The 16,651-nt window shown below is 52.9% G+C and carries 24 protein-coding genes; all 24 read left to right on the top strand.

What is annotated here, in order from left to right:
• Positions 1–142 precede the first annotated feature (142 nt).
• On the top strand, positions 143–382 hold the full coding sequence (locus GJQ69_RS06650; RefSeq protein WP_086035485.1) for a FeoA family protein: 240 nt from the start codon (positions 143–145) through the stop codon (positions 380–382).
• A complete protein-coding gene (feoB, locus tag GJQ69_RS06645; RefSeq protein ID WP_086035486.1) occupies positions 379–2,382 on the top strand; it encodes a ferrous iron transport protein B in 2,004 nt (667 codons plus the stop codon). The genes GJQ69_RS06650 and feoB overlap by 4 nt, the downstream gene beginning before the upstream one ends.
• Before the next feature lie 25 nt (positions 2,383–2,407).
• Positions 2,408–2,575: a FeoB-associated Cys-rich membrane protein gene (locus GJQ69_RS06640; RefSeq protein ID WP_086035487.1), complete on the top strand. Its 168-nt coding sequence runs from the start codon at positions 2,408–2,410 to the stop codon at positions 2,573–2,575.
• Between the two features lie 270 nt (positions 2,576–2,845).
• The gene (locus GJQ69_RS06635) at positions 2,846–3,145 is read left to right on the top strand and encodes a Dabb family protein (RefSeq protein WP_086035488.1); all 300 of its coding nucleotides are present in this window, start codon (positions 2,846–2,848) and stop codon (positions 3,143–3,145) included.
• A gap of 150 nt (positions 3,146–3,295) precedes the next feature.
• On the top strand, positions 3,296–4,309 hold the full coding sequence (locus GJQ69_RS06630; protein WP_086035489.1) for a hypothetical protein: 1,014 nt from the start codon (positions 3,296–3,298) through the stop codon (positions 4,307–4,309).
• The gene (locus GJQ69_RS06625) at positions 4,239–4,724 is read left to right on the top strand and encodes a stage III sporulation protein AB (protein WP_157658910.1); all 486 of its coding nucleotides are present in this window, start codon (positions 4,239–4,241) and stop codon (positions 4,722–4,724) included. The genes GJQ69_RS06630 and GJQ69_RS06625 overlap by 71 nt, the downstream gene beginning before the upstream one ends.
• A 20-nt stretch (positions 4,725–4,744) precedes the next feature.
• Positions 4,745–4,939, top strand: a complete 195-nt coding sequence (gene spoIIIAC, locus GJQ69_RS06620; RefSeq protein ID WP_086035491.1) for a stage III sporulation protein AC — start codon at positions 4,745–4,747, stop codon at positions 4,937–4,939.
• Positions 4,936–5,331: a stage III sporulation AC/AD family protein gene (locus GJQ69_RS06615; protein ID WP_236849660.1), complete on the top strand. Its 396-nt coding sequence runs from the start codon at positions 4,936–4,938 to the stop codon at positions 5,329–5,331. Before spoIIIAC ends, GJQ69_RS06615 begins: the two co-directional genes overlap by 4 nt.
• 8 nt (positions 5,332–5,339) lie before the next feature.
• On the top strand, positions 5,340–6,515 hold the full coding sequence (locus GJQ69_RS06610) for a stage III sporulation protein AE (protein WP_086035492.1): 1,176 nt from the start codon (positions 5,340–5,342) through the stop codon (positions 6,513–6,515).
• Complete coding sequence (locus GJQ69_RS06605; RefSeq protein WP_086035493.1) at positions 6,512–6,973, top strand: stage III sporulation protein AF; 462 nt, start codon at positions 6,512–6,514, stop codon at positions 6,971–6,973. The genes GJQ69_RS06610 and GJQ69_RS06605 overlap by 4 nt, the downstream gene beginning before the upstream one ends.
• The gene (locus GJQ69_RS06600) at positions 6,966–7,544 is read left to right on the top strand and encodes a hypothetical protein (RefSeq protein ID WP_086035494.1); all 579 of its coding nucleotides are present in this window, start codon (positions 6,966–6,968) and stop codon (positions 7,542–7,544) included. The genes GJQ69_RS06605 and GJQ69_RS06600 overlap by 8 nt, the downstream gene beginning before the upstream one ends.
• 115 nt (positions 7,545–7,659) lie before the next feature.
• Positions 7,660–8,250, top strand: a complete 591-nt coding sequence (locus GJQ69_RS06595) for a SpoIIIAH-like family protein (RefSeq protein ID WP_086035495.1) — start codon at positions 7,660–7,662, stop codon at positions 8,248–8,250.
• Positions 8,251–8,396: 146 nt separating this feature from the next.
• Positions 8,397–8,828: a transcription antitermination factor NusB gene (gene nusB, locus GJQ69_RS06590; RefSeq protein ID WP_174193313.1), complete on the top strand. Its 432-nt coding sequence runs from the start codon at positions 8,397–8,399 to the stop codon at positions 8,826–8,828.
• On the top strand, positions 8,821–9,756 hold the full coding sequence (locus GJQ69_RS06585; protein ID WP_086035497.1) for a tRNA (adenosine(37)-N6)-threonylcarbamoyltransferase complex transferase subunit TsaD: 936 nt from the start codon (positions 8,821–8,823) through the stop codon (positions 9,754–9,756). Before nusB ends, GJQ69_RS06585 begins: the two co-directional genes overlap by 8 nt.
• Positions 9,753–10,916 (top strand): exodeoxyribonuclease VII large subunit, encoded by a 1,164-nt coding sequence (xseA, locus tag GJQ69_RS06580; protein ID WP_086035498.1) that lies wholly within the window; start codon positions 9,753–9,755, stop codon positions 10,914–10,916. The genes GJQ69_RS06585 and xseA overlap by 4 nt, the downstream gene beginning before the upstream one ends.
• The gene (gene xseB / locus GJQ69_RS06575) at positions 10,894–11,106 is read left to right on the top strand and encodes an exodeoxyribonuclease VII small subunit (protein WP_086035499.1); all 213 of its coding nucleotides are present in this window, start codon (positions 10,894–10,896) and stop codon (positions 11,104–11,106) included. The genes xseA and xseB overlap by 23 nt, the downstream gene beginning before the upstream one ends.
• Before the next feature lie 25 nt (positions 11,107–11,131).
• A complete protein-coding gene (locus GJQ69_RS06570) occupies positions 11,132–11,758 on the top strand; it encodes a class I SAM-dependent methyltransferase (RefSeq protein ID WP_086035500.1) in 627 nt (208 codons plus the stop codon).
• 41 nt (positions 11,759–11,799) lie between these two features.
• Positions 11,800–12,702, top strand: coding sequence for a polyprenyl synthetase family protein (locus tag GJQ69_RS06565; RefSeq protein WP_174193311.1), 903 nt, complete (start codon positions 11,800–11,802; stop codon positions 12,700–12,702).
• 122 nt (positions 12,703–12,824) lie between these two features.
• Positions 12,825–13,133, top strand: coding sequence for a 50S ribosomal protein L21 (gene rplU / locus GJQ69_RS06560; RefSeq protein WP_086035502.1), 309 nt, complete (start codon positions 12,825–12,827; stop codon positions 13,131–13,133).
• A complete protein-coding gene (locus GJQ69_RS06555; protein WP_086035503.1) occupies positions 13,133–13,456 on the top strand; it encodes a ribosomal-processing cysteine protease Prp in 324 nt (107 codons plus the stop codon). Before rplU ends, GJQ69_RS06555 begins: the two co-directional genes overlap by 1 nt.
• Before the next feature lie 3 nt (positions 13,457–13,459).
• Complete coding sequence (gene rpmA, locus GJQ69_RS06550; RefSeq protein WP_086035504.1) at positions 13,460–13,744, top strand: 50S ribosomal protein L27; 285 nt, start codon at positions 13,460–13,462, stop codon at positions 13,742–13,744.
• Positions 13,745–13,887: 143 nt separating this feature from the next.
• Positions 13,888–15,159, top strand: coding sequence for a GTPase ObgE (obgE, locus tag GJQ69_RS06545; protein WP_086035505.1), 1,272 nt, complete (start codon positions 13,888–13,890; stop codon positions 15,157–15,159).
• A 73-nt stretch (positions 15,160–15,232) separates the two neighbouring features.
• Positions 15,233–15,646: a Mini-ribonuclease 3 gene (locus GJQ69_RS06540; protein WP_174193309.1), complete on the top strand. Its 414-nt coding sequence runs from the start codon at positions 15,233–15,235 to the stop codon at positions 15,644–15,646.
• An 8-nt stretch (positions 15,647–15,654) separates the two neighbouring features.
• Positions 15,655–16,590 (top strand): YitT family protein, encoded by a 936-nt coding sequence (locus GJQ69_RS06535; RefSeq protein ID WP_236849659.1) that lies wholly within the window; start codon positions 15,655–15,657, stop codon positions 16,588–16,590.
• Positions 16,591–16,651 lie beyond the last annotated feature (61 nt).

Here is a 16,651-nt window from a genome sequence, read left to right as displayed (position 1 = left end):
GCATAAAAGGACCGGGTTCCACTTTTTGCGGTGGAATCCGGTCTTCTTTCTTGACTTTTTTTGCCCGTTACGATATAATCAGGGAGTAGAAAGATAGTATAGACTAACTATAGGTAGCATAGGCTAACACAAGGAGGAAACCATGACTTTAGATAAGCTTCCCATCAGCCATTCAGCTGTGATTGCCCAGGTAGGCGGGCAGGGTGCGCTGCGCCGCCACATGCTGGAAATGGGTCTTACCCCGCACACCCGTGTGACCATGCGTAAAGTTGCCCCAATGGGGGACCCTATTCAGCTGGAACTGCGCGGATATGAGCTGACCCTGCGGTTGGAAGACGCCCGCAATATTACTTTGGAAGCAGAAAAGGGGACTGAGAAATGATTTTTGCACTGGCAGGTAACCAAAACTGCGGGAAGACGACCTTATTCAATCAGCTGACCGGCAGCAACCAGCACGTCGGCAATTTTCCCGGTGTTACGGTGGAAAGAAAGGACGGCGTTATCCGCGGGCACAAGGGTGCAGTGGTGGTTGACCTTCCGGGTATCTATTCTCTGTCACCTTATACCAGTGAAGAAATCGTAACGCGTGACTTTATTTTTAAAAATCATCCGGACGGAATTATCAATATCGTGGATGCCACCAATATCGAGCGGAACCTGTATTTGACAATGCAGCTTATCGAATTGGATTTGCCCATGGTTGTGTGCCTCAATATGATGGACGAGGTACGCAACAACGGCGGAACCATACATATACAGGAACTGCAGAAAGAACTGGGCGTACCGGTCATTCCGATTGCCGCCAGCAAAAATGAGGGCATTGATGAACTGATTGAAGTTGCCCTGGAAACGGCAGAGGAAAAGCGCCGACCACAGCGGCAGGATTTTTGCAGCGGCCCCATGCATCGCTGCATTCACGCGGTGGCACACTTGATAGAGGACCATGCCCAGCGTGCAGGCATTCCACCCCGTTTCGCGGCAACCAAGCTGGTAGAGGGTGATGAACCCATGCTGAAGGTCTTGAAACTCAACCAGAATGAAATAGAGCTGCTGGGACATACCGTAAAAGAAATGGAATACGATATGAATACCGACCGGGAAGCGGCTGTGGCCGATATGCGGTATACCTTTATTGAAAAGCTGTGCGGCAATACCGTGATTAAGCCGAAGGAGAGTGCGGAGCACCGACGCAGTGTGCGGATTGATGAGGTCCTGACCAACAAATATGCGGCCATTCCCATTTTCCTCGGCATTATGCTCCTCATTTTTTGGCTGACCTTCAGCGTTATCGGCGCGGCGCTCAGCGACTTGATGACAATGGGAATCAGCGCACTTACTGACCTGACAGATACCGCATTAAAAGCCTACGGCATTAACCCTGTTGTCGAGTCACTGGTTGTCAACGGCGTTTTTTCCGGTGTGGGCAGTGTGCTTTCCTTCCTGCCGACCATTGTGGTGCTGTTCTTCTTCCTTTCTCTGTTGGAGGACAGCGGCTATATGGCGCGTGTAGCGTTTGTCATGGACAGCCTGCTGCGAAAAATCGGCCTTTCCGGCCGCAGCTTTGTTCCTATGCTGATTGGCTTTGGTTGTTCAGTTCCAGCAATTATGTCCACCCGTACACTTTCCAGTGAACGGGACCGCAAAATGACCATTTTCCTAACACCTTTTATGAGCTGCAGTGCCAAGCTGCCCATTTATACCATGTTCACCATGGCCTTTTTCCCGAAATATCGTTCGTTGGTCATGATTTGCCTGTATGTAGGTGGTATCCTCATGGGCATTCTCAGTGCTCTGCTGATGAAGCATACGGTTTTTCACGGGGAACCAGTTCCCTTTGTTATGGAGCTGCCGAATTATCGTCTGCCCACTCCGCGCAACACGGGCCTGCTGGTGTGGGAAAAGGCAAAAGATTTTCTGCAGCGCGCCTTCACCGTGATTTTCATGGCTTCGATTATCATCTGGTTCCTACAGACCTTTGACACGCACCTAAATCCCGTTTCTTCCAGCGGCAGCAGTATGTTGGCCGACATTGGCCGTTTTATCTCGCCGATTTTCGCGCCGCTTGGTTTCGGCGACTGGCGTACAAGCACGGCCCTGCTGGCGGGGTTCACCGCCAAGGAAGCAGTGATCAGCACATTCGCTGTTCTGACCGGTGCTACGGGCGCTGCTCTGCCGCATATGCTTTCCCAGATGTTCACACCGCTTGCGGCGGTTTCTTTCCTTGCTTTTACACTGCTGTATACACCCTGTGTGGCGGCTATCACAGCGGTCCGCCGCGAAATGCATTCCCGCCTTTCTGCACTGTCCGTTGTGCTGTACCAGACTGGCATTGGCTGGCTGGTGGCCTTCGCCATTTATCAGATTGGCTCCCGTGTGATTTGAGTGTTTCTCAGAAAGGAAACAAGATATGCAGATACAGGACTGGATTGTTCTGCTGATTCTATTGGTGCTGGCAGTATGTGCGGCGCGTTCCAGTTGGAAGCACCGCGGCTGCTGTGGCAGCTGCTCCCAGTGCAGTGCCTGCGGGAAATGCCACCGGGCTGCCGGCAAAAAAGAGAATGACCGCAGAAAATAGAAAACAGATTCCGCAGCTTTTGACTGCGGAATTTTTTCTGTTTACTTTCAAAACATAGAAAAAGAGGAAAACAGAAACACCCGTATTTTATACATCCCGTGCAGGGAAACCACGGTTCCGTTTGTGTAATATGACAAATTTTTATCTAAAGAAACAACTTTTTATATCCCAGCGTATTTTTATGTTATAATAAACCCAATATCGGTATGTTCCTGGCTGATATATTTTAGATAAATTCATCACTGTTAGAACAGAGGAGGTAACGTCATTATGGTAAAGCATATCGTTTTGTGGAAGCTGAAAAAAGCCCAGAGCGACAACGCTGCGGGGATTGCCGCTAGCCTGCGCAGCCGTTTCAAGGCTCTGTTGGGTATAGTGGATGGTTTGACCGCCATCGACGTCGGTGTCAACTATAACGGTGGCGAATATGATTTGTGCCTGGTTGCAGATTTTACAGATAAAAAGGCACAGGAAGCTTATCAGACACACCCGGAGCATCTGAAAATTAAGGAACTGGTGCATCAGGTTATCTGTGGGCGTACTTCGTTCGATTATGAATATACGGCATAAAAATTTCATTCAGACATAATAATGGATACGGCAGATGCCACGGAGAGTTTCTCTGTGGTATCTGCCGTTTTTTTGCTTTTGGACGGCAGTTCTAAGCAGTGCCTGTCCCTCATAAGATGTAGGGACATAGGAAAGGTGGGACAAACCAAAATGGCAGGAAAATTAGAAAATGCACAGAAGTTTAATCAGGCAGCAGGGGCACTTTGCCCGCGTTTACGGGCACTGCTGCTGCGTCTGCCGGAGGAAATTCGCAGCCGTGTGTCCGAGATACGTCTGCATGTAGGGCAACCGGTCTGCCTGTGGGACGGCGGCAGTACATGGTTCTTAAAGGAAGGCGGTGTCACGCTGTTGCCGCGGGACGGCCTGTGCGCCTCTAAGGCGGATTTGTACGAGAGCTTTCGGACTTTGTGCAGCTTTTCGGTTTACAGTTATCAGGAACAGATACGAAAAGGATACGTAACCCTGCGGGGCGGCCACCGCGCGGGGCTTGCCGGCACGGCGGTGATGACCGGCGGCACCATTACCGGTATGCGGGATATCACTTCCATTAACCTGCGGGTCGCACGGCAGGTAGACGGCTGTGCACAAGCACTGTTGCAGCGTGCAGGGAACCTAAGCGGCGGGCTGCTGCTGGCGGGACCGCCTGCCTGCGGCAAAACGACATTGCTGCGGGATATTGCGCGTCAGCTTTCCAGTGGTGCATGCGGGCGAATTCACAAGGTGACAGTGGTGGACGAACGCGGTGAATTGTGCGGAGCAAACCGTGCTGAGTACGGCAATAACCTTGGTCCCTGCTGCGACGTTTTGGACGGCTTTCCTAAAGCAGAGGGAATGCTGCTGGCACTGCGGTCCCTTTCACCGGAGTACCTTATTTGCGACGAACTCGGCAGCGGGCAGGAAGCGGAAGCGTTGCTGCAAAGCGTAAATGCCGGCGCCAGTGTGATTGCCAGTATACATGCGGGCAGTTTGGAACAGCTGGCCGCCCGGCCGCAGGCAAGGGCTTTGCTGCAGAGCGGGGCCTTTGCACAGGTAGCACTGCTGTCCGGCGGCCGGCCGGGGCGTGTTGCCAAATTGGTGAAGGCGGGTGATGTGCTTGCTCAGAATACTGGGAGCGCTCTGCCTTGTCTTCGCGGGAACGGCGGCGGGTTGCCTGCAATCGCGTAAGCTGCGCCTGCGGCGGGACCGTGCACAGGATTTTCTGCAGTTTTTGTCCGCGGCAAAGGCGGAAATATCCTGTACGGCGGCACCGGTGCAGGACATTGTTGAGCACCACGGCCGAAAGCTGGATTTTTTAGCACCGTATTTTACAGCAATTGAAGCAGGAGAACCTTTTACACAGGCGTGGCAGAAGGCATCGTCCGATTCCTCATTGACACCGCAGGAAAGGGTACTGCTGCGAAACTTTGGCGAAGGGTTCGGCGCAACGGATATGCAGGGGCAGCTGGCCCACTGTACTTTATATGAAGAACTAACACGGCAGGAACTGGAAGAATCACAAAAAACGTATCAGAAGGACGGAAAGCTTTACCGGATGCTGGGCGTCTGCGGCGGACTGATTTTTGCGCTGGTATTGCTGTAAAAAGAGCGGAGGTGCGCTGCATGAATGTGGACCTGATTTTTAAGATTGCCGCCATCGGCATTATTGTGGCAGTGCTGAACCAGCTGCTGATTCGCTCCGGCCGAGAGGAGCAGGCGATGATGACGACACTGGCCGGACTGATTGTGGTACTGATGATGATTATCCAGCAGATTGATGTTCTGTTCCGTACCATTAAGTCCACTTTTGGCTTATGAGTATTCATTTGGCGGGCGTTATCGGCGCGGCCCTTACGGCGGCAGTCTTTGCAGCCCTGCTGCGCCGGACAAACAGCGAATATGCCGTGGTGCTGCGCACAGCGGCTGGTGTGCTGATTGTGCTGGAGATTCTGCAGGCGGTGCTGCCTGCCCTGCGGGAGATTTCTGGTTTGCTGTCCTCAGCGGGTGTGGGCGGGGAATACAGCGGTATTCTTCTGCGCGCACTGGGGGTGGTGTTCCTTACACAGTTTGCGGCGGATGCCTGCCGGGATGCCGAAGAAACAGCATTGGCCAGCAAGGTGGAGCTGGCCGGCCGAGTGGGCATTCTGGTACTGGCGCTGCCGCTGTTTGCACGCGTGGCGTCCATTGCGTCAGCTTTGGTGAAAAAGTAGGGGGAAGTATGAAAAGCAAGGAGTGGAGGAAACGGTGCAGATTCCTTTTTGCGGGACTTGCTGCGGCCATGGTGCTTTTGTGTACCTGCATACCATGTACGGCGGCGGGAACGTCTTCTCTGCCGCCGTACTATGCACAGCAAATGCAGGGAAGCGGTGCGGACCAGCTGCCGGAAAAACTGCCGGCAGAAACACGGCGGCAAATTGCCGGCCTTGGTGTAGATGACAGCAATTTTCAAAGCGTTGGGGATATTAACCCCAAGACTTTCTTTTCCGCTGTCTTTGGTCTGGCCGGTACAGAAGGCAAAGGGCCGCTGCATGCGGCGGGCAGCTGTTTAGGCATTATCCTTCTCTGTGCGCTGGTCAATTCTATGAAATTGTCCTTTGGGGACCGACCGCTGGGAGGAGTAGCGGATGTCGTGGCGGCACTGTGCATCTGTGTTGGCATTGTGGAACCGGTTATCAATGTACTGGTGCGGGCATCTTCCGTTATTCATACGGCGTGCGGTTTTACGCTGGCGTCTGTACCGGTTGGCGCAGCCGTTTTGGCGGCGGCAGGACGGCCGGCTTCCGCTGCTTCTATGCAGCTTTTGCTGACAACGGCCGGGAATGCGGTACAGCTTTTGTCTGCCTGCGTGTTTGCTCCAGCGATGAAAATATGCCTTGCTATGGCCATTGTGTCCTCCATTTCGCCGGACGTAAATCTGCTTGGACTTTTCCGCTGTTTCAGCAAAGCAGTTAAGTGGCTGCTGGGCCTTTCCATGACATTGTTTACCGGTATTTTAGCGATGAAGCAGCTGACAGCGGACGGCGCGGATACACTGGCCGGTCGTGCGGCACGCTTTGTAGTCAGCAGTGCTGTGCCGGTGGTGGGCGGTACGCTCAGTGATGCCATGAATACCGTGACGGGCTGTATACAAATGCTTCGGTCAGGCGTCGGGGCGTTTATTCTTTTGGCACTGCTGGTTATGTTCCTGCCGGTCTTGATTAGCAGCCTTTTGTGGATGATGATGTTGCAGATATGCGCGGCGGTCAGCAAAGTGTTTTCCCTGCAGGAAGTGGCCGGCTTGCTGCAGGCGTGCAGCAGTGTACTGGAAATCCTTCTGGCTATTTTGCTGTGCTCCATGACGGTACTGATTGTTTCCAGTACCGTGCTGCTGAACATGGGGGGCGGAGCCACATGATACGCACATGGGCAAGCGGACTGTGCGCTCTGGCAGTGGCGGCAGCCATGGTACGGATTTTGGCACCGAGTGGCTCCATGGGAAAAATGCTGAAACTCATACTGGGTACCATGATGCTGTGTGTGGCAATTGGTCCATTTTTGCAGGGCGTTCCAAAGATGAATTTATCCAGCCTGCAGGACTCTGCCGCTTCTAATACTTCCAGCTTTTCCGCATTGGTGCAGCAACAGAAAACAGATGCCGCAAAAAAGCAAATACAGGAGATGGCAGAGGTGCGGCTGCAGCAGTCGGGCATTGCTTTTCGAAAAGTCGAGGTACAGCTGCTGTCCGGTACAGCGGAGGGTTCACATACCGCAAAAGTGACCGTAACGCTGCCGGACAGCAGCAATCAAGCGCGTGCGGAATCTCTACTGCGGGAGTCGCTGGGCATGGAAGTGGAGGTGAAAACCGTTGAATGACAGTGAAGCGAAAAAGACAGGCGTTCTGCAAAAGCTGGCCAACAATGATACTGGGCGGAAGGTAGTTTTCATTCTCGGCATTCTCGGCATTGCACTGCTGTTCCTTTCCAGCCTTTTCAGCGGCAGCGGCCATTCCTCTGCGCGGACGACACAAACAGCTTCCAGCGCGGCGGCCAGTTCGGTTTCCGATGACGCGTATGCGCAGACACTGGAACAAGAACTGACTTCTATAATAGGACAGATACAGGGGGCGGGTAAGCCGCACATTTTGGTGACGCTGGAAGAGGGAGAAACCGAGGTATACGCGCAAGGGGAAAAGCATGCGGCGCAGCAGCAGCAGGGCTCCTCCGGACAGAACACAAACAGTCAGGAAACCAGCTGCATTATTGTAAAGGATGCCGACGGCAGCGAACACGCACTGACGGTCACCCGCCGCCGTCCCAAGGTACAGGGCGTGGTGGTCGCCTGCCCGGGCGCTTCACAGCCCGCCGTGCAGCAGGCCGTACTGGACGCTGTTTCAGCGGCGGCCGGTATCAGCAGTGCCCGCATATGTGTTGTGCCATCAGCATAAGACATTGCTTTTCCTTGTCATCTTTTTACGGGCATACACATAAACATATTCATATAGAACGATTATGTATCCGGACAGAAAACAGGTTCCGGGAAAGCGAATGGAGGAGTACAGCATGAAAGTAGAAAAACGTCAGCTGGTACTGGCCGCACTGGTCGTGGCGCTCGGCGCGGCTGTTTATTTGAACTGGAGATTCTCAAACGGGAACCAGATTCTTGCCAAAGATGCAGCCGCGTCCCACGACTTGGGGCAGGTGCAGCTGGTCAATGCGGGGGAGGCATCCTCTGCCAGTTCGTCCCGGGCGCCGTCGTCCGCCGTTTCTTCTGCCAAAGCGGCCGCTTCTTCCAGCAGCGATTACTTTTCGGAAGCACGTCTAAACCGCCAAAAAGCGCGCGACAATGCTTCGCAGATGCTGGAAAAGACGCTGACCGATGCAGGTTCCAATGATGCGGCGAAAAAAGAAGCAGTGCAGCAGTCGGCAGCTTTGGCACAAATTGAGCTGCAGGAAAGCAACGCGGAAAATATCCTGAAAGCAAAGGGCTTTTCCGACTGTGTCGTATTTGTGCAAAATGGCGAATGCAGCGCAGTTGTAAAAGAGGGGAGCGCCAATATGGGAAATGCCGCTTTGCTGGTGAAAGACACGGTTTCCGGACAGACTGGCGTTTCCTTCGATAAAATTAAAGTGATTGAAAAAAAATCCTCTTAAGGCTGAAAACCACAGCTTCTGCCGTTTCTCTTGCAACTCTGCCGGAAAGCGTGGTATACTGTTTTTAGTGGAGTTTGACAAAATAACAGAAACAGATAGAAAGAATCCTCCACAGCGGAGGATTCTTTCTTTTTTGGGGGTAACTAATGAAACGACATGAAGCGCGCAGACAGGCTTTCTTCCTTTTGTTTGAGCAGAGCCTGAACGGCGGCACGATTGATGAATTGATTGATTACGCAAATGAAGCGGGTTCTTTTCAGGAAGAGGACAGCCCTGCACCGGTGCCGGTGGACGATTTTGCCGTACGGGTAGCACTGGGTGTTGAGCAGCACCAAAAAGAGCTGGACGAGTGCATCGGAAAATATGCCCGCGGCTGGTCCGTAAAGCGCCTGTCCCGTGTTTGCCTGGCACTGGCACGGCTGGCACTGTATGAAATGAAATGGGAGGCGGACATCCCAGTCAGCGTTTCCATCAATGAAGTAGTGGAACTTGCCAAACAGTACGGCGATGCCGGCGACGCACCTTTCCTTAACGGCATTTTGGGAAGCGCTGCAAAGGAGCTGCCGCGGAATGCCTGACATTTTAGCTTTTGATACCAGCAATTATACGACCAGCACGGCCCTGTTTCGGGACAGGAAAATTTATCAGCAGAAACATCTGCTTCCCGTTAAAAAAGGGGAGCTTGGCCTGCGCCAAAGTGACGCGGTTTTTCACCATGTGCAGCAGCTGCCGGACCTGCTGGAAGAACTTTTGAGGCAGACACCGCTGCAGGACCTAAAAGCGGTGGGCTGTTCCACCCGCCCGCGTACACAGCCGGGCAGCTATATGCCGTGCTTTACGGTAGGGCACGGTGCGGCGCGCCAGACGGCCGCCTGCTTTGGTGTGCCGCTGCATACCTTTTCCCATCAGCAGGGACACATCGCCGCGGCACTGTGGTCCGCCGGCCGGCTGGATTTGTTTGAGCGTCCGTTTCTCGCTTTTCATGTTTCCGGCGGAACGACCGAAGCAGTCTTGACTCAGCCGGGGACAGAGGAGCCGTTTACTGTCACACTGCTTGCACAGTCGCTGGACCTGAAAGGCGGGCAGGCTGTGGACCGGGTGGGCCGCATGCTTGGCCTGCCATTTCCGGCCGGACCGGAACTGGAAAAGCTGGCGGCGCAGTCGCAGGTACAGTTCCGCATTCATCCTTCTATGAAGGGAGCCGACTGCTCCCTCTCCGGCATTGAAAATAAATGCCTAAAAATGCAGAGCGATGGCCGACCGGCGGCGGACACGGCAAAATATTGTCTGTGCAGTCTGCTGGCTGCGCTGGATGCCATGGCGGCGGCTCTGCTGAAAGAACATCCCGGCCTGCCGCTGGTTTTTGCCGGCGGCGTGATGGCCAATCAGTTTATTCGGAAGGCGCTGACGGAAAAATACGGAGCCTGTTTTGCGGAACCGGCTTTTTCGGCGGACAATGCCGCAGGCGTGGCGGTGCTGACCGCATGCAGGGAGGGACTGCTATGATACCGAGCTGTGTGCTGACCGTCACACAAATCAATCTATATGTGAAATCCCTGCTGGAAGGGGACGAAAAGCTTCACTGCGTTTATGTGACCGGAGAAATCAGCAACTTTACGGACCACTACCGTTCCGGCCACTTGTACTTTTCCCTAAAAGACGAAAAGTGCGCAGTGAAGGCGGTTATGTTCGCTTCCTCCGCCCGCCGGCTGCGTTTTCACCCGCAGAACGGTATAAAAGTACTGGTGCGAGGCAGAATCTCTTCCTATGAGGTTTCCGGACAGTATCAGCTGTACGTGGAGGAGATGCAGCCGGTTGGCGCGGGGGAACGCGCACTGGCCTATGAGCAGCTGAAAGAAAAGCTCCGCCGAGAAGGTTTGTTTGATGCGGAGCGCAAAAAAGAACTGCCCCGTTATCCCACGAAAATCGGTGTGATTACGTCCCCGACCGGCGCGGTTATCCACGACATACAAAATGTAACAGCCAGACGTTGGCCGCTGGCGGAAATTCTCTTGTATCCGGTCGCTGTACAGGGAGAAGGGGCTGCACCGCAGCTGGTGCAGGCGCTGCAGTATTTCAGCAGCCGCAGCTGTGCCGATGTCCTGATTATCGGACGCGGCGGCGGCAGCGCGGAAGACCTGTGGGCTTTCAATGAAGAAGCGGTCGTGCGGGCCGTAGCTGCCTGTCCGCTTCCGGTTATTTCCGCGGTCGGTCATGAAACGGACGTTACATTGACGGACTTTGCCGCGGACCTGCGGGCACCTACCCCAAGTGCTGCGGCGGAACTGGCTGTGCCGGACGGTGAGAAGCTGAAAAACGCACTGCTGCAAACAGCGGTTTCTATGCACATGGGGCTGGAAAACCGTCTGAATGATGAGCGTATGCAGCTTGACTTATTATCGCAGTCCCTGCAGGAAGCGCTGGAAAAACCGACACAGCTGCGCCAGCAGGAACTGGGCGTACTTGCGGGTCGGCTGGAAGATTTGAATCCGCTGCGGGTGCTCCGCCGCGGTTATTCCGTTGTGACCAGCATAGATGGACAAGTCCTCATGAGCCCTGAAAAAATTCACACAGGGGAGCAGGTACAGGTTCGTATGGACCAGGGAACGCTGCTGTGTACAGTAGATAAAAAGGAGAACCTGCATGAATCAGAAAATGACATTTGAACAGGCTATGGATAAGCTGTCCGATATTGTGCAGCAGTTGGAAAGCGCCAGTGCGCCGCTGGACAAGACGATGAAACTTTACGATGAAGGTGTAAAACTGACAGCATTCTGCTACCACAAACTGCAGACAGCCGAACAGAAGCTGAAAACCATTTCCGAAGGAAAAGATAAAAACGAAACGGCGGATTGACTGCTTTTGACAGGGGGTATTTTTTATGCGCAACGAACAGGGATTTGATGAGTGGGCAGAAACCTACGACGAAAGTGTCAGCAAAAACGAACAGGAGGAATCCTATCCTTTTGCGGGGTATCATACCGTTCTGCAGACCATTTATAAAACCGTTACTACGGGTAAAGCACCGGCTGTGCTGGACATTGGCTTTGGCACCGGTGTCCTTACCAAAAAGCTGTATGACGCCGGCTGCCGGATTTCCGGTATTGACTTTTCTCGTAAAATGATTGACACTGCGCAGCCAAAGATGCCGAAAGCTACCTTGGTGCAGGCGGACTTTTCCAAGGGTGTGCCGCCGCAGCTTGCCGGGCAGACTTATGATGATATCATCAGCACCTACGCGTTTCATCACCTGACAGATGAACAAAAAGCGGTATTCCTTCGGGAACTGCTGCAAACACTCAATCCCGGCGGCCGTATTCTAATAGGGGACGTCATGTTTCCAACGGATAAAGAACGGCAGGCATGCCGTGAAAAAAGCGGGAGTACCTGGGACGAGAACGAACATTATCTGGATATTGCTTCCTTTACAAAACAGTTTCCAGAGGCTTCGTTCCACCGCATTTCCTTCTGTGCGGGTATCCTGACTTTTACAAAGGACGAAAAGTAAAAATATGCAATGACGGCAAAATGCCGGGGGAGCGGAAAAACATGAATCAGACAGAATTTCAGGCACAGATGAAAGAGTATGCGTGTCTGACGGAAGAAAAACTGAAAGAACTGGTGCCGGAGCAGCCACAACTGACGGAGGCCGTTTTGTACCAAGCCATGCGTTACAGTCTGCTGGCCGGCGGCAAGCGGGTACGTCCGGTGATGCTGCTTGCTTTCTGCTCGCTGTGCGGCGGGAACGCACAGGCAGCTGTGCCATTTGCTTGTGCGCTGGAAATGGTCCACACATATTCACTTATTCATGATGACCTGCCCTGTATGGACGACGACGACCTACGCCGTGGCAGACCTTCCAGCCACAAGGCTTTCGGCGAAGCCAATGCGCTGCTGGCTGGGGATGCCCTGCTGACCAAAGCATTTGAAGTGGCGACGGATGAAAAACAGGCGGCCGCTGTCGGAAGCAGCCGCGCATTGCAGGCAGCCTCCATTTTGGCGCAGGCCGCCGGTGACCACGGCATGGTGGCCGGTCAGGTGCTGGATTTACTGAATGAAAACAAAGACATCCGTGTGGAAGAGCTGGCGGACATCGATGCAAAAAAAACGGGTGCCATGATTCGTGCGGCGGCACATATGGGCTGTGCACTGGCCGGCGCTTCCCAGGAACAGACCGATGCCGCCGACCGCTATGCCCGGGCACTGGGGCTTGCTTTCCAGATTCAGGACGACATTCTGGACGTTGCGGGCAGCACGGAAGCACTTGGCAAGCCGACCGGCAGTGACGCACAGAACGAAAAGGGCACATATGTTACGCTGCTTGGCCTGACGAAGGCCCGTCAGGTGGCCGCGGACCTTACCCGTCAGGCGGAACAGGCGCTTTCTGTTTTCGGCGAACAGGCGGAATTCCTGCGTATGCTGGCGGACAGTCTTGCGGCGCGCAGACACTGAAAACAAAAGTTGACAAATAAAAAGCGGCATGTTAGAATATAAGAGCCGCATATTTTGGGTATAAGTGGGCCCGAATGGCTCCGCCCACGATAGCGAGTCTAAGGAAAGCAGGTTTTCTGTTTATGTATGCAATTATTGAAACCGGCGGCAAGCAGTATAAAGTAGAGAAAGACGATGTTGTCTTTGTCGAAAAGCTTGCAGCTGATGTCGACAGCTCCGTTGAATTCAAGGTCCTTGCGGTTGGCGGCGACGACGGCCTGAAGGTTGGCAAACCCTATGTCGAGGGCGTTGCAGTTAAGGGTAAGGTCCTGAAAAACGGCAAATCCAAGAAAATTAACATCTGGACTTACAAGCCGAAGAAGGGTGAGTCCCGCAAGATGGGCCATCGTCAGCCTTACACAAAGGTACAGATTGAATCTATTGAAGCCTGATGATTCGGTGCAGCTTTCTTTTAGATACTGACACACAGCAGCTGATTGGCTTTTCCTTTCGGGGACATGCCAATGACGCGGAAAGCGGGAACAGCATTGTGTGCGCGGCGGTTTCTTCCGCGGCTTACCTGACAGCAAACGGGATAACAGATGTTCTCCATGTTCCGGCCCGGGTAAGTGAGCAGGACGGCCTGCTTACCGTGCAGGTTTCAAATACAGCTGCACAGCAGTGCGGTCCTTTGCTGGAATCGCTGCGGCTGCATATCATCGGCCTAAAAGAACAGTATCCGAAACAGATTTGCATGAGAAATAAAGAGGTGTAAAAAATGCTGAAAGTAAATATTCAGTTATTTGCTCATAAAAAAGGTATGGGTTCCACAAAGAACGGCCGTGATTCCGAGTCTAAGCGCCTCGGTGTCAAGCGTGCGGACGGTCAGTTCGTTCTGGCCGGAAATGTTCTGGTTAAGCAGCGCGGTACACACATCCATCCCGGCCTGAACGTCGGCATTGGTTCTGATGACACACTGTTTGCAAAAATCAGCGGCACTGTTAAGTTTGAGCGCCTGGGCGCAGACCGCAAGAAGGTCAGCGTTTACGAAGTAGAACAGTAAACCGGCAAAGTAAATCCCAGGCCGTATGGCCTGGGATTTTTGTTGTATATCGGGCAGAATAAATTTCTGACGAAGTTCAAACAAGCTGATGAATGTTCTTTATCTTTTCTGCGGGGGACTGCAGTGCCGACTGGAGGTTTTTTATGTTTATTGACCAAGCAAAAATCCATATCAAAGCAGGTGACGGCGGCGCTGGCGCAGTTTCTTTCCGTAGAGAAAAGTATGTTGCCGCAGGCGGACCGGACGGCGGCGACGGTGGCCGCGGCGGAAACGTCCTGTTTCAGGCAGATGACAGTATTTCAACACTGTCGGATTACCGGTACCGCCATAAATTTGTGGCAAAGAGCGGGGAAGCCGGCCGCGGCAAACGCTGCTTCGGGAAAAAAGGAGAGGACCTTCTGCTGAAGGTTCCGCGCGGCACACTGGTAAAAGATGCGGCAAGCGGTCGGCTGCTGGCGGATGTTTCCAACGATGAGCCACAGGTTGTACTGCAGGGTGGCCGCGGCGGCTGGGGGAATACACATTTTGCCACCCCAACCCGTCAGGTGCCGCGCTTTGCAAAACCGGGTATGCCCGGGCAGGAAGCAGATGTTCAACTGGAACTCAAACTTCTGGCTGACGTTGGGCTGGTTGGTTTTCCGAACGTTGGCAAAAGTACACTGGTCAGTGTTGTCAGTGAAGCAAAGCCAAATATTGCAGACTATCATTTCACAACGTTAACGCCGGTTTTGGGTGTTGTTCACCTCCCGCAGGGACGTTCCTTTGTCATGGCGGATATTCCCGGTCTGGTGGAAGGCGCATGGAAAGGCGTTGGTCTGGGGCACCAGTTCCTGCGCCATGTGGAGCGCTGCCGTCTGCTTCTGCATATTGTCGATGTTTCCGGCAGTGAGGGCCGTGACCCGAAAGAGGATTTTCGCATTATCAATGAAGAACTGCGCCGCTTTAATCCGGAACTTGCGGAGCGTCCTATGATTGTGGCCGGCAATAAATGTGACTTGACAGATGAAGCGCACGTTGCCGATTTCCGTGATTTCATCGAGAAGCAGGGGTATTCTTTCTTCCCCATTATGGCGCCTATTCATGAGGGTGTGGACTCATTAATCAATAAAATCAGTGAGGAACTCAGCAAGCTGCCACCGGTCCGCCGCTATGAGCCGGATCCGGTGCCGCTGACAAAGCCGGAGGAAATTCCGCGCGGCGAGGTAAAAATCACCAAACAGGATGGCATTTATGTTGTGGAGGCACCGTGGCTTTTGCAGGTTATACAGTCCGTTAATTTTGACGATTATGAATCACTGCAGTATTTCCAGCGTGTACTTCTCAAGACCGGCGTGGACCAGCATCTGCGGGAAGCAGGTGTGCAGGACGGCGACACGGTTTCTATTTATGACGTACAGTTTGATTATGTTGAATAAATGAAAGAAATGAATGCTGTACGAGTGCCATGCAGGGACGCTCTGCACGGTGTCAGATGGAGAAAGGCGAAACATGGAACGTTTTTTAGATATCCCCTGTGACCCCAAAAAACTTAGCCCGCTAACGCTGGCTTTTGTGGGTGACTGTGTATTTGAACTTTTTGTGCGGGAAAAATTGGTTTGCGATTCCAACTGTTCCGTAAATACACTGCACGGAAAAGCTGTACAGCAGGTGTGCTGCACGGCACAGGCACAGGACTGTAAAATCCTGCAGCCAATATTAACAGAAGAAGAAATAGCTGTCCTGCATCGGGGACGAAACGCACATACGCATCATATTCCGAAAAATGCTTCTGTGGCAGACTATCATGCGGCAACCGGATTGGAAGCACTGTTTGGCTACCTGTACCTGCAGAGCCGTTTGCCACGTCTGCGCGAACTTTTTCAGGTTCTGCAGAATGCCAGAGAAAACAGGGGAGAGGTGTAGGTGGAAAATTGTCGGTAAAACAGAAAAACACTGTAAAAATAATGATAACGGATGTACTGTTGTATTTTGTCAGCGGCTGCATTTTTGCGGTGGCCGTCCGCGTTTTTACGGCTCCAAATAAAATTGCACCGGGCGGTGTTACCGGTATCTCTACAATGCTGAACTATGCGTTCGGTTTACCCATTGGCCTCGTGACCTTCCTGCTCAATGTACCAATTTTTATTTTCTCACTGATGGAGATTGGCTATAAAATTGTGACAAAGACGATTGTGGCATCTTTCCTGACCTCCTTTGCCATTGACTGGTTTGGCTCCATGCTGCCAGCCTATAAAGGGGACCCTATGCTGGCGGCCATTTTTGGCGGCCTGCTGGAAGGAGTCAGTTTGGCCATGGTCTTTCGGCGCGGCGCTACGACCGGGGGAACCGATATGGTGGCGCGTTTGCTGCAGCGTCACTTCCGACATTTAAGTACAGGCAGACTGATGATGTCTGTAGATGTTGTGGTCGTTATCAGTTCCGCAATCGTGTATCGTCGGATAGAAAGTGTCCTGTATGCAGTTATTTATCTGTTTGTTTCTACCAACGTGATTGATGAAATCTTGTACGGTTCAGACATTGGCCGGGGAAAGATCTTGTGGATTGTCACACAGTATCCGGACGGAATTTCCCAGCGTATCTTTAAGGAAGTGGACCGCGGCGTAACCGCTATTCATTCCAAGGGAATGTACAGCGGCCGTGAGGGCGAAGTCCTTATGTGTGCTGTCAGCCGGTCAGAGATTTATCAGGTCATGGATTTGGTGAAGGATGAGGATAAAGATGCGTTTATTATCGCCGGCGAGGCGGCCCAAATCCGCGGAGAAGGTTTTCGCAGTTCTGCCCCTGTGGACAAGACACTGCCGGAAATCTTGGCGGAACGCAAAAATAACGGGACACGAAAAAAATAATTTTTATATCCCATAAAATGGGGCCGGAGAGCGCCGCAGATTGTGTTCTGCAGTGCTCTCC

Source organism: Caproicibacterium lactatifermentans, assembly GCF_013315815.1.
GTDB classification, from domain to species: domain Bacteria; phylum Bacillota; class Clostridia; order Oscillospirales; family Acutalibacteraceae; genus Caproicibacterium; species Caproicibacterium lactatifermentans.
Note: the sequence above shows the minus strand (reverse complement) of the source record. Positions and strands in the feature narration are given on the sequence as shown.